Origin of the sequence: Streptomyces sp. NPDC005878 (assembly GCF_040629815.1) — a bacterium.
GTDB lineage: Bacteria > Actinomycetota > Actinomycetes > Streptomycetales > Streptomycetaceae > Streptomyces.
Genome location: NZ_JBEXWK010000003.1, coordinates 268,329 through 288,917, shown reverse-complemented (window position 1 = coordinate 288,917; position 20,589 = coordinate 268,329). Strand labels below are relative to the sequence as shown.

At 72.1% G+C, this 20,589-nt stretch carries 18 protein-coding genes; 5 read left to right on the top strand and 13 right to left on the bottom strand.

Annotated elements, in window-relative coordinates; genetic code table 11:
- Positions 1–194 precede the first annotated feature (194 nt).
- Positions 195–1,421 carry a D-alanyl-D-alanine carboxypeptidase gene (locus ABZ404_RS07615; protein ID WP_358835425.1) on the top strand — a complete coding sequence of 409 codons (1,227 nt, stop codon included), beginning with the start codon at positions 195–197 and terminating at the stop codon, positions 1,419–1,421.
- 115 nt (positions 1,422–1,536) lie between these two features.
- On the opposite strand, the gene ABZ404_RS07610 is transcribed toward ABZ404_RS07615, so the two are convergent.
- From ABZ404_RS07610 to ABZ404_RS07595, 4 genes are all read right to left on the bottom strand, one after another.
- Positions 1,537–2,892, bottom strand: a complete 1,356-nt coding sequence (locus ABZ404_RS07610; RefSeq protein ID WP_358835430.1) for a hypothetical protein — start codon at positions 2,890–2,892, stop codon at positions 1,537–1,539.
- Positions 2,882–3,424 (bottom strand): DUF6114 domain-containing protein, encoded by a 543-nt coding sequence (locus ABZ404_RS07605; protein WP_358835424.1) that lies wholly within the window; start codon positions 3,422–3,424, stop codon positions 2,882–2,884. The genes ABZ404_RS07610 and ABZ404_RS07605 overlap by 11 nt, the downstream gene beginning before the upstream one ends.
- A gap of 95 nt (positions 3,425–3,519) precedes the next feature.
- Positions 3,520–4,173 carry a DUF6230 family protein gene (locus tag ABZ404_RS07600; RefSeq protein WP_358835423.1) on the bottom strand — a complete coding sequence of 218 codons (654 nt, stop codon included), beginning with the start codon at positions 4,171–4,173 and terminating at the stop codon, positions 3,520–3,522.
- Positions 4,174–4,820: 647 nt separating this feature from the next.
- The gene (locus tag ABZ404_RS07595) at positions 4,821–5,786 is read right to left on the bottom strand and encodes a tetratricopeptide repeat protein (protein WP_358835422.1); all 966 of its coding nucleotides are present in this window, start codon (positions 5,784–5,786) and stop codon (positions 4,821–4,823) included.
- A gap of 297 nt (positions 5,787–6,083) precedes the next feature.
- Between ABZ404_RS07595 and ABZ404_RS07590 the strand changes: the two genes are divergently transcribed.
- Entirely contained in the window at positions 6,084–6,707 is a 624-nt protein-coding gene (locus ABZ404_RS07590) for a TetR/AcrR family transcriptional regulator (protein ID WP_358835421.1), read from the top strand.
- A gap of 530 nt (positions 6,708–7,237) precedes the next feature.
- Here ABZ404_RS07590 and ABZ404_RS07585 read toward each other — a convergent pair.
- On the bottom strand, positions 7,238–8,227 hold the full coding sequence (locus tag ABZ404_RS07585; RefSeq protein ID WP_358835420.1) for a GDP-mannose 4,6-dehydratase: 990 nt from the start codon (positions 8,225–8,227) through the stop codon (positions 7,238–7,240).
- Positions 8,224–9,387 carry a UDP-N-acetylglucosamine--N-acetylmuramyl-(pentapeptide) pyrophosphoryl-undecaprenol N-acetylglucosamine transferase gene (locus ABZ404_RS07580; protein ID WP_358990233.1) on the bottom strand — a complete coding sequence of 388 codons (1,164 nt, stop codon included), beginning with the start codon at positions 9,385–9,387 and terminating at the stop codon, positions 8,224–8,226. Before ABZ404_RS07580 ends, ABZ404_RS07585 begins: the two co-directional genes overlap by 4 nt.
- 63 nt (positions 9,388–9,450) lie before the next feature.
- Between ABZ404_RS07580 and ABZ404_RS07575 the strand changes: the two genes are divergently transcribed.
- Both ABZ404_RS07575 and ABZ404_RS07570 read left to right on the top strand, forming a co-directional pair.
- Entirely contained in the window at positions 9,451–10,158 is a 708-nt protein-coding gene (locus tag ABZ404_RS07575; protein ID WP_358834635.1) for a response regulator transcription factor, read from the top strand.
- A complete protein-coding gene (locus tag ABZ404_RS07570) occupies positions 10,155–11,531 on the top strand; it encodes a HAMP domain-containing sensor histidine kinase (protein WP_358834634.1) in 1,377 nt (458 codons plus the stop codon). The genes ABZ404_RS07575 and ABZ404_RS07570 overlap by 4 nt, the downstream gene beginning before the upstream one ends.
- Positions 11,532–12,048: 517 nt before the next feature.
- Here the strand turns inward: ABZ404_RS07570 and ABZ404_RS07565 are convergent.
- The 3 genes from ABZ404_RS07565 to ABZ404_RS07555 form a co-directional block, all read right to left on the bottom strand.
- On the bottom strand, positions 12,049–13,749 hold the full coding sequence (locus ABZ404_RS07565; RefSeq protein WP_358834633.1) for a methylmalonyl-CoA mutase family protein: 1,701 nt from the start codon (positions 13,747–13,749) through the stop codon (positions 12,049–12,051).
- An 84-nt stretch (positions 13,750–13,833) separates the two neighbouring features.
- Entirely contained in the window at positions 13,834–14,172 is a 339-nt protein-coding gene (locus ABZ404_RS07560; protein ID WP_358834632.1) for a DUF3817 domain-containing protein, read from the bottom strand.
- An 88-nt stretch (positions 14,173–14,260) separates the two neighbouring features.
- Positions 14,261–14,770, bottom strand: a complete 510-nt coding sequence (locus ABZ404_RS07555) for a MarR family transcriptional regulator (protein ID WP_329401795.1) — start codon at positions 14,768–14,770, stop codon at positions 14,261–14,263.
- Positions 14,771–14,929: 159 nt separating this feature from the next.
- Here ABZ404_RS07555 and ABZ404_RS07550 point away from each other — a divergent pair, with 159 nt between their 5' ends.
- Entirely contained in the window at positions 14,930–15,967 is a 1,038-nt protein-coding gene (locus tag ABZ404_RS07550; RefSeq protein WP_358834631.1) for a glycoside hydrolase family 6 protein, read from the top strand.
- A gap of 35 nt (positions 15,968–16,002) precedes the next feature.
- Here the strand turns inward: ABZ404_RS07550 and ABZ404_RS07545 are convergent, their stop codons facing one another.
- The 4 genes from ABZ404_RS07545 to ABZ404_RS07530 all read right to left on the bottom strand — a co-directional run bounded on the left by ABZ404_RS07545 (position 16,003) and on the right by ABZ404_RS07530 (position 20,588).
- Positions 16,003–17,958, bottom strand: a complete 1,956-nt coding sequence (locus tag ABZ404_RS07545) for a kelch motif-containing protein (protein ID WP_358834630.1) — start codon at positions 17,956–17,958, stop codon at positions 16,003–16,005.
- Positions 17,959–17,961: 3 nt separating this feature from the next.
- Positions 17,962–19,788, bottom strand: a complete 1,827-nt coding sequence (locus tag ABZ404_RS07540) for a cellulose synthase catalytic subunit (protein ID WP_358834629.1) — start codon at positions 19,786–19,788, stop codon at positions 17,962–17,964.
- A 165-nt stretch (positions 19,789–19,953) separates the two neighbouring features.
- A complete protein-coding gene (locus ABZ404_RS07535; RefSeq protein ID WP_358834628.1) occupies positions 19,954–20,247 on the bottom strand; it encodes an MTH1187 family thiamine-binding protein in 294 nt (97 codons plus the stop codon).
- Entirely contained in the window at positions 20,244–20,588 is a 345-nt protein-coding gene (locus ABZ404_RS07530; protein ID WP_358834627.1) for a DUF3817 domain-containing protein, read from the bottom strand. The genes ABZ404_RS07535 and ABZ404_RS07530 overlap by 4 nt, the downstream gene beginning before the upstream one ends.
- Position 20,589: the final 1 nt, after the last annotated feature.

Below are 20,589 nucleotides of genomic sequence, written 5' to 3'. Positions count from 1 at the left end.
AGGTTCCGACGGCGCTTCGCCGAGGTTCCGGTACGTGGCGAAGGGCGGCGCCCCGGAGTTGTCCGGGTCGCCGCCCTTCGCGCACACACCGACCGCGGCGCGCATACACCGACTGCGGCGTCTTCGCGCTCCGTTGCCCAGTCGCGGAGTGCCCGCAACAGGATCTACATATTCCGTGGGGTACGTTCGCGTTCATGCGTGCCCCGATAACTGTGCAGTTCAGCCGCCCGCTGGCCATCGCGGCCCTCACCGCGGCGGCGGTGGTCTGCGGCGCCGCCCCCGTGGCGGCCCACCCGGTGAAGCCGGGCACGACCCCGCCCGTGAAGCCGAGCCCCGGAGCGCCGCGCGCGGGAGCCCCCAAGCAGCCCCCCGCGGCCATGTCCACGGTCGGCGGCGCGCAGTTGGGCCTCCCGGGCCCCCAGACGGGCGAGGGCGCCCCCGCGCTGCCCGCCGGCCTCTCGGCCCTGTCCTGGATGGTCTCGGACGCGGACACCGGCCAGGTGCTGGCCGCCAGCAACGCCCACTGGCCGCTGCCGCCCGCCTCCACGCTGAAGATGCTCTTCGCGGACACGGTGCTGCCCGCGGTCCCGGGCACGGTGAGCCACAAGGTCGAGCCGGCCGAGCTGAACGGGATGGGCGGCGGCAGCAGCGCGGTCGGCATCGTCCCGGGCCAGACGTACCAGGGCGCCGACCTGTGGCGCGGGGTGTTCCTGCGCTCGGGCAACGACGCCGTGCACGTCCTGGCGTCGATGAACGGCGGCGTCCCCAAGACGGTGTCGGACATGCAGGCGAAGGCGGACTCCCTGGGCGCCAAGGACACCCACGTCCGCAGCCCCGACGGCTACGACGCGGAGGGCCAGGTGTCCTCGGCGTACGACCTGACGCTGTTCCTCCGCTCGGGCCTGCGCAACAAGGACTTCAAGGAGTACTGCGCGACGGCGGACGCGAAGTTCCCGGGCGGCCCGAACACCAAGGGCAAGCCGTTCGGGATCTCCAACACCAACCGCATGCTCTCCGGCACCGGCGGCGTACCGAAGTACCCGGGCCTGATCGGCGGCAAGAACGGCTACACGTCCCACGCCGGCAACACCCTCGCCGAGGCCGCGACCCGCGACGGCCACACGATCCTGGTGACGGTGATGAACCCCCAGGAGAACAAGCGCGACAAGGTCTACACGGAGACGCGGGCGCTGCTGGACTGGGGTTTCACCGCGGTTGGCAAGGCGGCCCCGATCGGCACCCTGGACCCGGCGAAGCCCACGCCCGCCGCCGAGCCGAACACGGCGGCCACGACGACCACGGACTCCTCCGGCCTGGGCGTGCTGGGCTGGACGGGACTGGGTGCGGGCGCGGCGGTGGCGGCCGGGGTGGCGTACGTGGTGCTGAAGCGGCGGCCGGTGCGGGCGCGGCGGCGGGGGTAGGGGCGGGCGCGTTCGGCCCCTGGCGGGAAACGACTGCGGCCCGCACCGGATTCGGTGCGGGCCACGGTCACATGCGGCTCCCGGATGGGTCTTTGGCGGCTGCGTGCTGCCCGGGTTACTCGGGGCTGCCGTCCGTGATGTAGTTCTGCAGGCCCGGGACCGTCAGCGTGCCGCCGAACTGGCCCGCCTGGCGGACCGTCGCGTTGGTGAAGATGGCGAGCGGGACGTTCAGGGGCGGCGGCGTCTCGGGACTGAAGGTGACCGGGATGAGGCCGAAGAGGTTCCCCTTCAGCTCCTCCGTGTACATCGTCACCTTGCCGTTGCGGATCTCCGACGTGGAGCCCGCGCGCGCCTTGACGTGGGCGGTGGTCGGCTTGCCGTTCAGCTCCGGGCCGTACACCAGCTGGTGCAGGTTGTCGATGCCGACGTACGTCGCCGTGAACTTCAGAACCTTCTTGATCTTGCCGCTGCCCGTCTTGACCTCGACGATGCCCTCGTAGTTCAGGCCGGTCAGGGTCAGCTTGGTGGTCTTGAGGATCCACGGCTTGTCCGGCAGCAGCGGGACGCCCGCGTCCAGCTTGGCGTTGGCCAGGGCCTCCGGGTCCGCCGTCGGGCACGGGAAGGGCTGCTTGGCGCCGTCGGGGACGTTGGTGTCCTTCTTGGCGTCCAGGCCCTTGGCGCCGTCCGCCAGGTCCTCGACCTTCTGGCCCGCCTGCTTGGCGGCCTCGCGGATCGCGTCGGCCGTCCTGTCCGTCTTGCTCGCGGTCTTCGTCGCCGGCTTGGTGGCGGGCTTCGTCGCCGGCTTACTCGGCGTCGTCGTCGGCGCCGGAGCCTTGGTCGTCGGCTTCGCCGTCGGTGTGGAGGTCGCGGTCGTCGACGGCTTCGGGGTCACCGGCGCGGACGACTTGCTCGGGTGTACGCCCAGGATGCCGCCCAGGACGTCCCCCAGACCCAGCGGGTCCAGCGGGTTGGTGGACTTGGTGGGCGCGGGCGTCTTCGAAGGCTCGGTGGCCGGTGCCTTCGTCGGGGCGGACGTCTTCTGCTGGACCTTCTCCGCCGACGGGGTGGCCGTCGGGGCCGGCTCCTTGGCCTTGTCCTTCTCCGTGTCCTTGGTGTCCGCCTTGTCCGGCGACGAGGACGAGGACGAGGCGGAGGACGACGGGTCCGGGGCCGGCTTCGTCGACTTGCTCGACGACGGGCTCGGCGACTCGCCCGGCTCGTCGGAGCGCGTCACACAGGGGCCCGGCGCGAACGGGATGTCCGGGTTGTCGTCCGCCATCGCGAGCTTGGGCGTGAGGCTCATCCCGACGAACATGGCCGTCGGCATGGCGGCCAGCGCCATCGCCTTGCCGGCGGGCATGTGCAGCTTCGTCAGCAGCGACTTCCTCGGAGCCGCGTGACGCGGCCCGCCTCTCTCACGGGATTTGTCGCCGCCTCCGGTCGAGTCCAGCTGCGTCTCGTCACCCCGCACTGTTCCTCCCGCCATTGGCGTCGACTGTCGTTTCGGTGACGGCGGTTCCGGGCTCTCCCTCGTACGGGCCGGGGACGGTGCTGCCGTCCGGCTCGTCGCCCGAGGGGTTGCCGGCCTGAGCACGCAGGTCACGCCGGCGCGGCTTCGTCGGCACCCACGACAGCGCGAGCGCACCGCCGAAGAGGGCGAGCAGGAAGCCCATCAGGAAGCCGCCGATGTTCGCCACGGGCAGGGAGATCAGCGCGAGCAGAATGGCCGCGACGCCCGCGAATACCCGGACCTGCTGGTGGTACCAGATGGTCAGGCCGAGCGTGATCAGCAGTACGCCGATGATCAACGAACCGGCGCCGGCCGTCGTGGACATGGCCAGCGTGATGTTCCCGAGGTGGAGATTGGCGTACGGGAAGTACGCGATGGGCACGCCACCGGCCATGGTGAACAGGCCCGCCCAGAACGGACGGCTGCCCCGCCAGGCCCGGAAACGCAGCCGCCAGTAGGAGAAGTCGCGGGAACCCGTGGTCTCGGCGCTCATGGAAAACAGCTCCCTGGTACCGCTGTTGCTGTGAAAGTGAAGAGGTCCCGGTGGCCGTGAGGCCGTGCTTTCTCAGCGGCCACCGGGGAAGGTGCCTAGTGCTTGAGCTGGCACTCGTTGGCGCCCGTGGACAGCCGCAGCTTGAGGCCGTTCAGCTTGAAGCTGCCCGCCGTGGTCGCCCACGCGCGCTGCTCGACCTTCTTCAGCGTCGCGTGCTCGGCGCGCTGCGCGAACCCGTAGCCGTTCGACTTCGGCGACGCGTTCTCCTGCATCTTCGTCTTGCCGTTGGCCGAGCCCTGGCCCGCCGCGACGCCGATGTCGATGTTGGTGAACTCGGCGTCGGTGTCGAGCTGGGACACATCGAGGTAGATGTTGTCCGCCTTGACCGGCTCGCTGCCGCCGCCCGCGTTGATCGTCATCGTGATGTTGCCGAAGATCGGAACCTTCGGCGTGACCACGGACTGGCACATGTTGTAGATCTCGGCGTGGCTGAAGCCCGAGACGACAACGGGGTGCGCGGCCTTGTTGCCTTCGAGGTCGGTACCGGTGGCGATCGACCCGTACTGGAGGAGGTCGTCACCTTCCAACCGGTCCGCCGTGACCTTGAAGTCGACACCGGAAACACTGAACGACGCCGCCAGCGCACCCTGGGCGAGCCCGATGCCTATCGCCGCCGTGGCAGCCACGCTGGGCACCATGACCAGCGCGAACCGCTTCCATCTGGTCCCGCCACGAACTTGGGACTCCATGACTTTCCTCCTTCTCGGACGTACATCTCCGGGACGGACCCTCGCAGGCTGTCCAGGGATGGGAGAAGTGCTACGTCCTCGGGAAGGAGCGCCCGAGCCTCAGGCGCGTACCGCGTCCGAATCACCGGCGATCACCCCCGAGCGACAACCACTGGTCGCGCCTGACGCATCACGCACAACCTGCTGGACAGGCCCCGCCGGTAGAGCGGAGACCCCCCTGTCCACGTCCGGCACCACTGCCGCCGGCCGGCTCGGTGGGGACCCAGGAAACGCCCCGCCCCACAGGGCTGTCGGGCTGGTGCGTTATTGGACCGAGCGTGGCCGATCGTGGTCCATTCGGGGGAGGGGCGCAAGGGGGTTCGTTACTTGCCAGTAACGGAGGGATAACCGTGGCGCGACAGCCCGGCATCGGGCCGCCACACTTCGTACCCCCGAGTCACCGGACAGAAGGGGAAATAGACGTCTCAAGTCGGACGTAAGAAGCAGTTCAATTTACTGCCAGTAACAGCGGCCGCGTTTACCAAGTTTTGGTAAAGCGCGGCCGCCGCTTGTCTCCGTGTCGCCAAATCGTCAGTGCCGCACAGGCACGCGATGACAGCTCAGCGCCCCTGAGGGGCCCGGAGGCGGCCCGGACTCCGGGCCTCGGTTCAGTAAAGAACGCGCGCCAGCGCGCCCCGGGCCTTGGTCACCCGCGGGTCGTCCGGACCGACCACGTCGAAGAGTTCGAGCAGGCGCACGCGCGCCGCGTCGCGGTCGTCGCCCGCGGTGACGCGGGCGGCCTCGACGAGGCGGCCGAAGGCGTCCTCGACATGGCCGCCGACCAGGTCCAGGTCCGCCGCCGCGATCTGTGCGGTGACGTCGGCCGGCTTCTCGGCGGCGTCCTTGCGGACCTGCTGCGGGTCCATCTCCTGGACGCGGCGCAGCAGTTCGGCCTGGGCGAGACCGAGCTTGGCCTCGGGGTGGCCGGGGTCGTCGGCGAGGACGTTCTTGTACGCCTGGACCGCGCCGGCGAGGTCGCCGGAGTCCAGGGCCGACACGGCCGCTTCGAGCAGGGCGTCGTACGGGCCGGCCATCGGGGCGGGGGCCTGCGAGGAGGCCGCGTCCGCGTCGACGGCGATGCCGGTGAGGCCGAAGCGCTCCTCGGCCACCTGGATCAGCTGGTCGAGGGTCTCGCGGATCTGGGCCTCGGGGGCCGCGCCCTGGAACAGGGGCAGCGCCTGCCCGGCGACCACCGCGAACACCGCGGGGATGCCCTGGATCCCGAACTGCTGCATCAGCATCTGGTTGGCGTCGACGTCGATCTTGGCGAGGAGGAAGCGGCCGCTGTACTCCGCGGCCAGCCGCTCCAGGAGCGGGCCGAGCTGCTTGCACGGCTCGCACCACTCGGCCCAGAAGTCGATGACGACGGGCACCTCGGCCGAACGCTGGAGGATGTCGCGCTCGAACCCGGCCTCGTCGACATCGATCACGAGGGCGGACGGCGCCACCGCCGCGCTCCCGCCCTGGCGGGCGGCCTCGACTCGGGCCTGCTCCGCCTTGGCCTTGGCCTCACCGGCCGCCTTCACCGCGGCGAGGTCGACGACGCCGCTCATGGACATGTTCCTAGGCTGCATGCGTACATCCTCCCCCTTCCGCGCGCGTGTGTGGTCAACCCGTGGCAGGATCCCGGCGCACCTGGGTCCCCACCCGGCGCCTGATCCCCGCGGTACCGCGTCGCGTCGTCGTACCGCGTCGTCGACCGCGTGGTCGTTCTGTGGTCTGTTCTGTGGTTGTCGCTCAAGGCCGCTGGAGCCTTTCGCTACGAGTCGTAGCGTAACTGGAGACCGTACGGGAGCGCCCTCCCGGGGCCGTGATCTCCCCCACAGCGTGTTCCCCGGCGCTTTCCTTACCGGCCGGTATGGTCGTACGTCATGTGTGCCGAACCCAGCCCCGCCAGAGCCGTCCGCGGCCGACCTCGCAGCGCCGAGGCGGACGCGGCGATCCTGCTGGCGACCCGGCAGGCGCTGGTGGAACTGGGCTGGTCGAAGTTGACGATGGGGGACGTGGCGACGCGCGCGGGGGTCGCCAAGACGACGCTGTACCGGCGCTGGGCCGGCAAGAACGAGCTGGTCGTGGACGCGGTCGCGGTCCTCTTCGACGAGCTCGAACTCCCCGACCTCGGGAGCCTCGCGGCGGACGTGGAGGGCGTGGTGCTCCAGTTCGCGTCCATCCTGGAGCGGCCCGAGACGAAGACGGCGCTGATGGCGGTGGTCGCGGAGTCCACGCGCGACGACGCGCTGCGCGGACGGATCCGCTCGGCGATCGTGGACCGCCAGAAACGGCTCGTACTGATCGGCCGGGAGCGGGCGCAGGTGCGGGGGGAACTGCCGTACGAGGACGACGCGGTCGCTTCCGCGCGGCACGCCGATCTCATCTTCGATGTGGTGGCGGGGGCGGTGGTGCATCGGGCTCTGGTGAGTGCGGAGCCGGTGGATCGGGAGTGGGCGCGGGAGTTCGCGGTCCTGATCTGCACGGGCCTGCAATCCCCCACCTGACACCCCCTCGGTGGCCAAGCCCCCGAACCCCTGCTTACGCCCGTGTTCACCCGCGACCCGGTGGGGCCTGATCGCGCAGTTCCCCGCGCCCCTTCAGGGCCCGGACTTCGACTGCCGGTGCGCTGTGGCCGCTCGCGCAGTTCCCCGCGCCCCTGAAGGCCCGGACTTCGACTGCCGGTGCGTTGTGGTCGCTCGCGCAGTTCCCCGCGCCCCTGAAGGGCATGGCCTTCGGCTGACCGTTGAGTTGGGCTGGTCGCGCAGTTCCCCGCGCCCCTCAAAGCGTGTGGCTGAGCCGAGTGCTCCGGCTGCGGGCATCCCCCTCGGGGGCGCGGGGAACTGCGCGAGCAACCCAGCACGGTCCGCAGACGAAGGAGGGGTTCGGGGCGCAGCCCCGTAAGCGGGGTTCGGGGCGCAGCCCCGTGAGCGGGGTGCAGGGGCCGCAGGACCCTCAACAGGGGTCCGGGGGCGTAGCCCCCGGTAGACCACCTCCGCCCACCCCCGGAGGGTTCAGGGAAGGGGCGGGGTGGGGGCTAGACCGCGTACCCCGTACCGAGCAGCACCCCGCCCCGCCCCCGCACCCACTCCGACGTCCGCCTCAACCCCTCCCCCAACCCCACCTCCGGCTCCCACCCCGCCCACTCCCGCGCCCGGGAGTTGTCCGACAGCAGGCGTTCCACCTCGCTCCCGGACGGCCGCAGGCGTGCGGGATCGGTCACGATCCGCGCCTCGCGGCCCGAGGCCGCGATCAGCGCGGCGGCCAGGTCGCCGATCGCGATCTCGCGGCCCGAGCCGAGGTTCACCACCTCCCCCACCGCACGCTCGCACTCCGCCACCGCCAGGAACCCCCGCGCGGTGTCCGTCACATACGTGAAGTCCCGCGTGGGCGTGAGCGAGCCGAGCCGTATCTCACTTACACCCGCGTGGAGTTGGGCCAGGATCGCCGGGATCACGGCCCGCGCCGACTGCCGCGGCCCGTACGTGTTGAACGGCCGCACCACCGTCACCGGCAGCTCGAAGGCGTGCCAGTGCGACAGCGCCAGCATGTCCGCGCCGATCTTCGAGGCGGAGTAGGGCGACTGCGGCTGGAGCGGATGGGCCTCCGAGATCGGCACCGTCCGCGCCGTCCCGTACACCTCGCTGGTGGAGGTGTGCACCAGCCGCCGCACCGAGTGCCGCCGGCAGGCCTCCGCGACGTTCTCGGTGCCGACCACGTTCGTCGCCACGTACGCGCCCGGGGAGTCGTAGCTGTACGGGATGCCGATCAGGGCGGCGAGGTGGAAGACGGTGTCGCAGCCGGCGACCGCGTCCGACACCCGCCCGGCGTCGCGTACGTCGCCCGCGATCGTCTCGACGGCCGGGTGGTCGAGCAGATGCGCGAGGTGGCCCTTCTCCGCGTACGGCTTGTAGTGCACCAGGGCCCGCACCCGCGCGCCCCGCTCGACCAGCAGGTCCACCAGGGTCGAGCCGATGAATCCCTCGGCCCCGGTGACCAGGACGGTCCGGTTCTGCCAGCTGCTCATGCGGTGTGCTCCTCGGTGTACGCGTACGAAGGGGTGGGGAGGGTGGGGTGGGCGGCCAGTTCCAGGACTCGCGCCGCCAGCAGGTCCGCCGCGACGGCGTGTGGTCCGGGGTCGGCCGCGCCCGTCATCGCGGCGAGCCGCGCGGGGTCGGACAGGAGCGGCTCGACCAGTTCGGCCAGCCGCGCGGGGGTGGCCTCGGCGTCGGGCAGCAGCAGGCCCGCCCCGGCGTCGACGAGCACCCGCGCGTTGTGCGTCTGGTGGTCGCCGGGCGCGTGCGGATAGGGGACGAGGACCGCCGGCAGCCCCGTGCTGGCGAGCTCCGCGACGGTCGCCGAGCCGGCCCGGCACACCGCGAGGTCGGCGGCGGCGTACGCGAGGTCCATCCGGTCCAGGTACGGCACGGCCCGCGCGCCCCACAGCCCGGTCAGCCGCCGCCGGGTCTCCTCCAGGGCGGCGGGACCGGTCTTGATCAGCAGATGGACGTCGTCGCGCCCCTGCCAGCGCCGGGCGAGGCCGACCGCCGCCTCGGTGAGCCGGGCCGCGCCGAGGCTGCCGCCGTTGACGAGCACGAGCCGCGCCCCGGGCGGCACGTCCAGGGCCCGCCGCGCCTCGGCCCGCAGCGTCGGCCGGTCGAGCCGGGCCAGCGCGGAGGCGATCGGCATCCCGGTGGTGACGGCGTCGGCGCCGCCCGCGAGATGGGCCCGGCTGCGGTCGAAGGCGACCGCGACGTTCCGGGTGAGCCGGGCCGCGAACCGGTTGGCCCGGCCCGGTACCGCGTTGGACTCGTGGATGAGGCTGGGCAGTCCGGCGAGTCTGGCCCCGACGATGACGGGCGCGCTCGGGTAGCCGCCCATCCCGACGGCGACCCGCGCGCCCTGGGCCCGCAGGATCGCCCGGCACTGGGCGCCGGACCTCAGCAGTGCGGCGGGCAGCAGATAGCGGCGGGCGCCGAGCGCCGGGTCGAAGGGGATCATGTCGACGGTGTGCAGCCGGTAGCCGGCGGCCGGGATCAGCTCGCCCTCCAGGCCCCGTTCCGTACCGACGAACGAGATCACCGCGTCCGGGACGGCCCGGCGCAGCGCCTCGGCGAGTGCGAGCCCGGGGTAGATGTGGCCGCCGGTGCCGCCCGCACCGATCACGACAGACAGTGGTGTGCGCATGTCCCGAACGGTCGCGGGGTGGCTTAAGAGGGTTCTAAGAGCGGTGTTTGGCACGCTGGGCCCATGAGCAGCAGCGCACACGCCCGGCCCCCGGCCCGCATCCTCGTCGTCGACGACGAGCCGGAGGTGCGGGCCGCCGTGGAGGACGGTCTGTCCGTCGAGGGGTACGAGGTACGGGGCGCCGCCGACGGGCTGGCGGCGCTCACCGCGATCGCCGCCTGGCAGCCGGACGCGGTGGTCCTGGACGTGATGATGCCGGTTCTGGACGGGCTCGCCGTCTGCCGCAGGCTGCGGGCGCTGGGAGACCGCACCCCGATCCTCGTCCTGACCGCGCTCGACTCGGTGAGCGAGCGCGTCGACGGCCTGGAGGCGGGCGCCGACGACTATCTGGTCAAGCCCTTCGCGCTGGACGAACTCGTCGCGCGCGTACGGGCCTTGCTGCGCCGGGCCGCGCCCGAGGAGCCGGACCCGGAGCGGCTGGTCTTCGCGGACCTGGTCCTGGACCCGGCCACCCGGTCCGGCCACCGCTCGGGGCGCCCCCTGGAGTTCAGCCGCACCGAGTCCGCCCTCCTGGAACTGCTGATGCGCCACCCCGGGCAGGTCCTGCCGCGCGAGATGATCCTGGAGCTCGTCTGGGGGCGCGACTTCGGCCCGGACTCCAACTCGCTGGCGGTGTACGTGGGTTATCTGCGCCGCAAGCTGGAGGCGGACGGCGAGCCCCGGCTCGTGCACACCGTCCACGGCGTCGGCTACCGCCTGGACACCGCGTGAGCGCCCGCCGCCGCCTCGGTGCCCGCTGGCGGCGCCACCGGCCGCTGCGTACCCGGCTGGCGCTGGCCGCCTCGGCGGCGGTGGCGCTGGTCGCGCTGGGCGTCTGCACGGCCGCGTTCTTCGTGATCCGCTACGAGCTGTTCCACCAGCTCGACCTGAACCTGACCCAGTCCGCGACGCTGGCCGCCCAGCAGAACCGGGGCGAGGCCCCCGGGGTGCTGAGCGGCGAGTGCCGCTTCCTCGCCGCCCCGGCCTGCGCCCAGATCGTCCCCCGGAGCCGGGCGGACGATCCGGCCAAGCCGTATCTGCTGCCCGTCCCGCCGCAGGCCCGCGAGGTCGCCGCAGGGCAGCGCCGCCCGTACTTCACCAATCTCCGGCTCTCCGGCCACCCGGCCCGGATGCTCACCACCACGCTGCCGCACGGCCGGGCGCTCCAAGTCGCGCTGCGGGCGGACACGGTCGAGCAGGGCGTCCGGCAGGCGGCCTGGTGGCTCGGCGGCGTGGGCGCGGCGGGGGTGCTGCTCGCCGCCGGGCTCGGTTACGGGGTCTCCCGGACCGGCCTCGCCCCGGTGGCCCGGCTCACCGCGACCGCCGAGCACATCGCCGCCACCCGCGACCCGGGCCACCGCATCGAGCTGCCGCCGGGCCCGGCCTACAAGGAGGACGAGGTGACCCGGCTCGCGGTGTCGTTCAACACCATGCTGGGCGAGCTGGAGCAGTCGGTGACCGCACAGCGCCGGCTGGTCGCGGACGCCTCGCACGAGCTGCGCACCCCGCTGACGGCGCTGCGCACCAACGCCGAACTCCTGGCCCGCGCCGACCGCCTGACCGAAGCGCAGCGCGCCCGGGCGTCGTCGGCGCTCGGCCGGCAGATCCGGGAGGTGACGGTGATGGTGAACGACCTGATCGACCTGGCCAGGGACGAGGAGCCCGTCCCGCTCCTGGAGGAGGTGCGTCTGGCGCCCCTGGTCGCCCACACCGTGGACACGGCCCGGGCGCACTGGCCGGCCACGCCCTTCCGCCTCGACCTGGCGGACGCGTCCGCCACGCTGCCCGGCGTCCCGGCCCGCCTCGCCCGCCTGCTGTCCAACCTGCTGGACAACGCGGCGAAATTCAGTCCGCCGGGCGCGGAGGTGGAGGTGGCGCTGTCGGGCGGGGCGCTGACGGTACGGGATCACGGGCCGGGCATCGCCGAGGAGGACCTGCCGTACGTCTTCGACCGCTTCTACCGGGCGGACCGGGCCCGCGCGCTGCCCGGATCGGGCCTGGGGCTCGCGATGGCCCGCCAGATCGCCCGGGCGCACGGGGCGGAGCTCTCGGTGCGGAATGCCTCCGGCGGGGGTGCGGAGTTCCGGGTGATGTGGGCGTCGTGACCCCGCTGCGCGGGCTGCCCCCCACCCCGCCCCTCCCCGAAAGCCCTGGCCGGGCGGCCGGACCCGTACGACTGCGGACCGGCGGGCCCCGAGCGCGCAGTTCCCCGCGCCCCCTTTTCGGCCGGGGGTTCGTGTGCCGGTCGTGGTGGGTTGCTCGCGCAGTTCCCCGCGCCCCTGTTCGGCCGGGTTTCGTGTGCGGGTGGTGGGTGGCCGGCCGCGCAGTTCCCCGCGCCCCTGAGGGGGCAGTGGCCGAGCTGGAACGTCCGGGTACCGGCGGACCGCCCAGGGGCGCGGGGAACTGCGCGAGAAGCGACCACGGCCCGCAGCCGAACGAGGGCCTTAAGGGGCGCGGGGAACTGCGCGACCAGCCACCCACCGCCCGCAGCCAAACGAGGGCTTCCAGGGGCGCGGGGAACTGCGCGAGCAACCCACCACCGGTCCGCAGGCGAACCAGTGCCTTCAGGCAGGCCGCCACCGGGCCGCCCGCGGACGGACCCCGGGCCGGGGCCGGGAGGGCCTAGAACCCCGCCGGTTCCGTGTACACCCCCCACTCGTCCCGCAACACCCCGCAGATCTCCCCCAGAGTCGCCTCCGCCCGTACCGCGTCCAGCATCGGCGCGATCATGTTGGAGCCGTCGCGCGCGGCGGCGAGCATCGCGTCCAGGCAGGCCCGCACCCGCGTCTCGTCCCGCGCGGCCTTGCGGTCCGCCAGGACACGGACCTGCTCCCGCTCCACCTCGTGGCTGACCCGCAGGATCTCCAGGTCCCCGGTGACCGACCCGTGGTGCACGTTGACGCCCACGACCCGCTTCTCGCCCTTCTCCAGGGACTGCTGGTACTGGAAGGCGGACTCGGCGATCTCGCCGGTGAACCAGCCGTCCTCGATACCGCGCAGGATGCCCGAGGTCATGGGCCCGATCGGGTGCTGCCCGTCGGGGTGCGCCCGCCGCCCGCGCTCCTTGATCTGGTCGAAGATCTTCTCCGCGTCCGCCTCGATGCGGTCGGTGAGCTGCTCCACGTACCAGGCGCCGCCGAGCGGGTCGGCCACGTTGGCCACGCCCGTCTCCTCCATGATCACCTGCTGGGTCCGCAGGGCGATCTCGGCGGCCTGCTCGCTCGGCAGGGCGAGCGTCTCGTCCAGGGCGTTGGTGTGCAGCGAGTTGGTGCCGCCGAGGATCGCGGAGAGGGCCTCCACGGCCGTCCGTACGACGTTGTTGTACGGCTGCTGGGCGGTGAGCGAGACCCCGGCCGTCTGGGTGTGGAAGCGCAGCCACTGCGCCTTGTCGGACTTGGCCCCGTACACCTCCTTCATCCAGCGGGCCCAGATCCGGCGCGCGGCGCGGAACTTGGCGATCTCCTCGAAGAAGTCCAGGTGCGCGTCGAAGAAGAAGGACAGGCCGGGGGCGAAGACGTCCACGTCGAGGCCGCGCGAGAGGCCGAGCTCGACGTAGCCGAAGCCGTCCGCCAGCGTGTACGCCAGCTCCTGCGCGGCCGTCGCCCCGGCCTCGCGGATGTGGTAGCCGGAGACGGAGAGCGGCTTGTAGGCGGGGATGCCCGCCGCGCAGTGCTCCATCAGGTCGCCGATGAGGCGCAGGTGCGGCTCGGGCTGGAAGAGCCACTCCTTCTGGGCGATGTACTCCTTGAAGATGTCGGTCTGGAGCGTGCCGTTGAGGACGCCGGGGTCCACGCCCTGGCGCTCGGCGGCGACCAGGTACATGCAGAAGACCGGCACGGCGGGGCCGCTGATCGTCATGGACGTGGTGACGTCGCCGAGCGGGATGTCCTTGAAGAGGACCTCCATGTCGGCGGCCGAGTCGATGGCGACACCGCAGTGGCCGACCTCGCCCAGCGCGCGCGGGTCGTCGGAGTCGCGGCCCATCAGGGTCGGCATGTCGAAGGCGACGGAGAGGCCGCCGCCGCCCGCCTTGAGGATCATCTTGTAGCGCTCGTTGGTCTGCTCGGCGTTGCCGAACCCGGCGAACTGGCGGATGGTCCAGGTCCGGCCCCGGTAGCCGGTCGCGTGGAGTCCGCGCGTGTACGGGTACTCGCCGGGCCAGCCGATCCGCTCGAAGCCCTCGTAGGTGTCGCCGGGCCGGGGCCCGTAGACCGGCTCGACCGGGTCCCCGGAGAGCGTGGTGAAGTCCGCGTCCCGCTTGCGGGCCTTGTCGTAACGGGCCTGCCAGCGTCGGCGGCCCTCCTCGATGGCGTCAGCGTCCATACCCACGAATTTACTAGGACGTCCTAGTAAATGTCGATGGCCGACCGCCCGCGGTTCTTCGCGGGCGGGGGGCCGGACCGGCTCCTACGCCTGGGCTCCGACCGGCGCCGAGTCCGTGACCAGGGGTTCCACCTCGCGGGAGACCTTGCGCTCGACGAAGAACGCGGCGGTGGGAATGGTTCCGGCGAGGAGCACCCACAGCTGCTTGCCGACCGGCCACTTCGCCTTGGAGCCGAGGTCGAAGGCGAAGACGAGGTACAGGACGTACAGCCAGCCGTGCGCGATGCCCACGATCTTGGTGAAGTCGGCCGCGCCGTCCATGTCCATCAGGTACTTGGCGATGACGCCGAGGGTCAGCAGGACGAGGAGGACGCCCGTGATGTAGGCCATCACCCGGTACCGGGTCAGCACGCTCTTTTTCATGCCTACGAGCGTAACGGCCGCGGACCCGCGATCTTGGCCGGGTCCGCTCCGCCGGAAGGCGCGGCGACGGCCCGCGGCCGGCCGCCCCCTACTCGTCCTCGAAGTCGCGCGCGGCCACCCGCAGCGGCCGCAGCAGGGCGAAGATCTCCCCGCACTCCTCCGCGTCGTAGACGCCGAGCCCGAAGTCCATCTCCATCAGGTCCCGGGTCGCGTTCTCCACGACCTCGCGCCCCTTGTCCGTGATGGAGGCCAGGGTGCCGCGGCCGTCGTTGGGGTTGGGCCGCTTGTCGACCAGCCCGGACCGCACCAGCCGGTCCACCGTGTTGGTCACCGACGTGGGGTGGACCATCAGCCGTTCGCCGATCTTGGACATCGGCAGCTCACCGGCCTTGGAGAAGGTGAGCAGCACCAGCGCCTCGTACCGCGCGAAGGTCAGCCCGTACGGCTTGACCACCGCGTCGACCTCGGCGAGCAGGATCTGGTGCGCGCGCATGATCGAGGTGATCGCCCCCATGGAGGGGACCGGCCCCCAGCGCTGCTGCCAGAGTTCGTCGGCGCGGGCGATGGGGTCGAACGGGAGGCTGAGGGGCTTCGGCACGCGTCGACCTTACCGACTGGTCACATGGCGGTCAGCTCCGTCTCACACTTCGGCCGACGCATCCGCTCGCGGCCGGCCCGTGGCGCTCCCGGGGGAAGGGTGACCGCTATGTCACGATTGCCCGCGTCCTGTGTAGGCGCGTGACCCCCAGGGAGCCGCATGTCCCGGCACGGAAAGGCCCGGCCCGCCCACGCCCGGCACCGCATCCTGCTCGCCGCCGCCCTGCTCACCCTGGCCGTCGGCTGCTCCGGCTCCCCCACGCCCGCCACCACCTCCGCCCAGCGCCACTCCACCGGCGGGGGCGCCGAGCCGGTGCCCGGCGGACCCTTCTGGGTCGACCCGGAGAGCAACGCCGCCCGGCAGATCAAGGCCTGGAAGGCGCAGGGGCGCACCGCCGACGCCGAGGCGCTGCGGCGCATCGCGGACCGGCCCGTGGCCGACTGGCCCTCCGGGGACGACCCGGGCCCGGGGATCCGCCGGGCCGTGGCGGGCGCCGCCGAGGACCGGCGCACGGTCCTGCTCGTCGCGTACAACATCCCGCACCGCGACTGCGGCGGGCACTCGGCGGGCGGCGCCCCGGACGCGGCCGCGTACCGCGCCTGGTACGGCCGGTTCGCCGAGGCGATCGGGGACGCGAAGGCGATCGTGGTCCTGGAGCCGGACGCGGTGGCCCACATCGTCGACGGCTGCACCACCTCCGAGCACCGGGACGAGCGGTACCAGCTGCTCAACGAGGCGATCGAGCACTTCAAGCGGCTGCCGAACACCAAGGTCTACCTGGACGCGGGCAACCCGGCCTGGGTGCCCGATCCCGCCCGGCTGGTCGAGCCGCTGACCCGGGCCGGGGTCGCCCGCGCGGACGGGTTCGCGCTGAACGTCTCCAACTTCCAGACGGACGAGTCCGTACGCGCGTACGGCGCCAAGGTCTCCCAGGGCCTCGGCGGCAAGCACTTCGTGGTCGACACCAGCCGCAACGGAGCCGGGCCGCTCCTGGAGGACCCCGAGCAGGCCTGGTGCAACCCGCCCGGCCGGGCGCTCGGCACCCCGCCGACCACCAGCACCGAGGACCCGCTGCTCGACGCGTACCTGTGGATCAAGCGGCCCGGCGACTCGGACGGGACCTGCCGGGGCGGGCCCTCGGCGGGCGCCTGGTGGCCCGAGTACGCCCTGGACCTGGCCCGCCGCTCCCGGGCCTGAGCCGCCGCCCGGCGCCGCGGCCCGGCCGGTCGGCGTCAGTCGATCATCAGCCACTTCGCCTCGGACGGCGTGCCCTCGGCGTCCGTGACGAAGAGCATGTACCAGCCGGGCGGGACGAGCGCCTTGTCGGTCGGCACCTCCACGGTGACCGAGTTGGCGTCCTTGGTCAGGCGTACGTCGATCGAGCGCTGCTCGACGTCGGTGGTGTGGGTGACGGCGCTCGGCCGCATCAGCCGGGCCCTGGCGATCCGCTCGGGGTGGGCGGTGGGGAAGGTGGCGCGGCGGTCCTGGCCGACCGCCTGCGGGCCGTCGCCGAGCTCCGGGCGCTTGTCCTTGTCGCGGTAGAGGTAGGGCGGGGTGTAGATCTCCATGCGCTGCTCGAACTTGCCGAGCTTGGTGTTGTCCTTGTCGCCGAAGAGCGAGTCGGAGCCGAAGGTGGCGACCCGGCCGTCGGGCAGCAGCAGCGCCTCCGAGTGGTAGTTGCGCCCGACCGTGGGGTCGGCGGCCGCGCGGAAGGCGTTGGAGGCGGGGTCGTAGAACTGGGCCTTGAGGATGTTGCTGGCGCCACGGCCCCGGTAGTCCTTGGAGCCGCCGCTGGTGAAGACGGAGTCGTCGGGCAGGATCACGCTGTTGAGGTAGCGGGTGCCCTGCGGGAGCGCGGGTCCGGCCGTGAAGGCGGGGCTGTCCTGCGCGAGGTCGACCAGGGCGGTGCGGGGCGTGGACTTCTTGGACTCGCCGACCCCGCCGCCGCCCAGCAGCATGAACCGCTGGGCCTGGGCGGGCGGGAGCAGCAGCGAGCTGGCCGTCTCCAGCTGGTCGCCGTCGCCCAGCCCGCCGATCTTCTGGAAGGTGTTGGTCCGCAGGTCCCACAGGCCCGGCTCGCGGCCCTTGTCGGCGGGCCCGTAGCCCGCGTTGGCGCCGGTGTAGAAGAGCTTGCCGCTCTTGGTGAGGAAGAGCGAGGGGTAGGTCGGAAAGTACCGGAACGGCCCCTTGGACCACTTCTTGGTCCTCGGGTCGTAGATCTCGTTCTCGCCCGTGAGGATCGTGCCGACGTCGTCGAGCCCGGAGACGGCGAGCACCCGGCCGTCCTTGAGGGTGGTGAGCGTCGGGTACCAGCGCGCCTCCCGCATGGGGGCGACGGGGAGGTACTTCTCCGCCTTGGGGTCGAACTCGTACGCCGAGCGGATCCCCTGGAAGTCCTGCTTGTCCAGGGTGATCTTCTCGGCGAGGCCGTAGGTGTTCGCGGCGTCCTCGCCGCTGAGCCCCTCGATGGCGTACTGCGCCTGCTGGGTGGCGACCGACCGGGGCCCCTCGGCGGCCGCCTCGACGAAGACCCGGGCCTCGGCCGCGGTGACCTTGGTCTTCCACGGCCTCATCTGGCCGGTGGCGTAGTAGCCGATCTCGAACTCGCGCTTGGCCGGGGGCACGGTCACGTCGAACCGCGACACGTACGCGACGCCCGACGGGGAGCGGAAGCGGGTGCCCTTCTTGATGGTGACGGCCCTGTCCGGGTTCTCGTTCTTCACCCGCATCCCGCCGCCGGCCCGCTTGACCTGGTCGTCCAGCACCTCGTAGCGGGCGGTGCCGCCGGCCACCAGCAGACGGCCGTCGGGGAGCTGGGCGTGGCCGGAGCAGAAGAAGTCCTCGGGGGTGGGGACCTTCTTGAAGGTGTTGTCCTTGGGGTTCCACAGCACGGTGTCGAAGGAGCCCGCGTCGAACTTCTCCTGCTTGTTGCCGGACCCGGCGATGATCAGGACCTTGCCGGTGTGCAGCAGAGCCGCGTGGATCGCGTTGGTGCGGTACTCCCTGGGGATGTCGACGGTGTCCCAGGCGCCGTACTTGCGCTTGTACTCGGGCCGGCTGATCTGGTACGCGTGGTACTGCTCCTCGGCGAAGGAGAGCGCGGCCGGGGCGTTGAGCCCGGCGAGCAGCAGGACGGCGCCGCCGCCCAGGAGCGTCTTCTTGGTGCGCGGGGAGGGCCGGTAGTCCATGGGTCAGTTCCCTCCGGTCGTCGAGGCAGCCGGTGTGGTGGCGGCGAGCGCGGCCTCCGTCTCGGCGGGCTCGGCCGGGCGGACCAGGGCCCGGCGCCGGGCTGCCGCGCGCTCGCGCCGGACGCTGAGGGACCAGACGGCGACGGGGGCGAGCGCGATGGCGAGGGCGAGCACCGCCCAGGTCCGCATCGCCGCGTGGGTGTGGCCGTAGTGGACCGAGGCGCCGAGGGAGACGATGAGCACCGCGGCCCAGAAGAGGTGGATGCGGAAGGTCCACAGCCGGTCGGGGCTGGCCGCGCCGCCCTTGGGGGTGACGACGAACCCGCCGCGGGTGCGCAGCACCGCCGACAGGAGCGACTTGAGGTAGACGGGCGCGCAGAGCGCGGACATGCCCATGCCGGCCAGGCCGCCGGAGCCCTGGGGTTCGTGGGGCGAGACGTTGTGGCGGCGGTTCCAGAGGTAGAGCCCGATCTGGAGGGCGGCGGCGTCGCTGTAGAGCATCAGCCAGACGGAGGCGGAGACCTGGGTTCCGGAGGCGCCGAACCACAGGAACAGGACGCAGCTGACGATGCCGAGCAGCCAGTTGACGGCGGTCATCGGGTAGTAGACGAGCATCAGGGAGTACGAGAGGAGCCGCCCGGGCGGGACCCGGAACAGCGCCTTCCAGTACTGCTTGAACAGCGTCTCGTACGTGCCGCGCGACCAGCGCGTCTGCTGGGTGAAGAAGTCGGTCCAGGACTCGGGGCCCTCGCCGACGGCGAGGACGTCCGGGGTGTAGACGGACCTCCAGAAGCGGCCGGTCCCGGGGTTGCGGCGGCGGTGCAGCTCGAAGCCGGTGGCCATGTCCTCGGTGATCGAGTCGTAGAGCCCGCCGACCTGGCGCAGCGCGCTGATCCTGACGATGTTGTTGGTGCCGACGAACATCGGGGCGCGGTAGCGGTTGCCGGCCCGCTGGATCAGCGCGTGGAAGAGGAACTGCTGGGACTCGGCGGCCTTGGTGACGGGCGAGTCGTAGTTGCCGTAGACCTGGGGGCCGACCACGAACGCCACGTCCGGGTCGCGGAAGTAGCCCATCATCCGCTCCAGGAAGTTCGGCAGCGGTACGTGGTCGGTGTCGACGGAGGCGAAGAAGTCGTAGTCGGCGCCGTGCATGGCGAGCCAGGCGTTGTAGTTGCCGTGTTTGGTACGCGCCTTGTGCGGGCCCTTCTTGCGGTTCCACTCGGGGACGCCGCTGCGGGTGAAGTGGCGTACGCCCAGTTCCTCGCAGAGCGCCTTGGCCCGGTCGTCGTCGCCCTCGTCCAGGAGCCAGATGTCGAGGGGGCCCGCGTGGTGCAGCCGGACCGCGCCCTGGAGGGTGGCCCGGACCATGGCTATCGGCTCCTTGCCGGGCACCCAGGTGGTGAGGAAGGCGACCCGGGTGCCGGGCTCGGGGTACACCGGGACGGGGTCCTGGGCGACCATCGTGGCGTGCGCGATCGAGACGACGTTGACGACCATGAAGAACTCGATCAGGCCGATCGCGACGAGCATCGCGATGTCCAGGCCGACCAGCCACTCGTCACCGCCCTCGCGCTCCACCCAGTGGGTGGGCCACACCAGGTAGACGAGGAGGACCGCGGTGAGCACGGGCGCCAGGGTCATCAGCAGGACGGCGCGTATTCGGCGGGGTTCGGCGGAGAGGAGACTCCGGTACCGCACCCGGTAGCCCGTCCTGTCCGGTTCCGTGAGCGGTCCGGCGAGCCGGCTGTGGGCCTCGTAGTCGTAACGCTCCGACGGACTCTCCGACCGCACTGTGCCCTCCAGCTGATCGAGACAGGTAGATATCCCCACAAAAGTGGAGATTCCTCGGCGTGTCGACCGGAGTACTCCGAGTGAGCGGTTCTTGTTTGGGACGGCATACGGCCGTCCTGCGGGTCCTGGCACGGCAGAGCCCCCGGTGCCGCGCGGGGCGGGCCGGGGGCCTGGGAGGGCGTCGAGGCGGCCGGGAGGGGCCGGTCAGGCGGAGAGGTGGCGCTCGACCGTCTCCACCTTGGAGGTGAGCCCGTCGGTGACACCGGGCCGGATGTCGGCCTTGAGGACGAGCGAGACGCGCGGGGCGCGGGCCTCGACGGCGGCGACGGCGCGCCGGACCACGTCCATGACCTCCTCCCACTCGCCCTCGACCGAGGTGAACATGGCGTCGGTCCGGTTGGGCAGTCCGGACTCGCGGACGACGCGCACGGCGTCGGCGACGTACTCCCCCACGTCCTCGCCGACGCCCAGCGGGGTGACCGAGAAGGCGACGATCACGCTCCGACCACGCCTTCCTTGCGGGCGCGCGCGGCGATCAGGGCGTCCTCGGCCTGGCGCTTGAGCCGGCGCTCGGCCACGAAGCCGCCGAAGGGCAGCACGGACAGGACGAAGTACAGGGCGGCGGTCCCCACCGGCCACTTCGCCTTGTTCCAGGCGTCGGCCCAGAAGATCACGTACAGGATGAAGAGGATGCCGTGGATCGCGCCCATCACCGGGACGGCGTTGACGTCGGTGGTCCGCTTCAGCACCGAGCACACGAGCAGCAGCAGGAAGGAGACGGCCTCCGGGGCGGAGACCAGCCGGAGACGATGGAGGGCGGATGCGGTCTTGATGTCCACG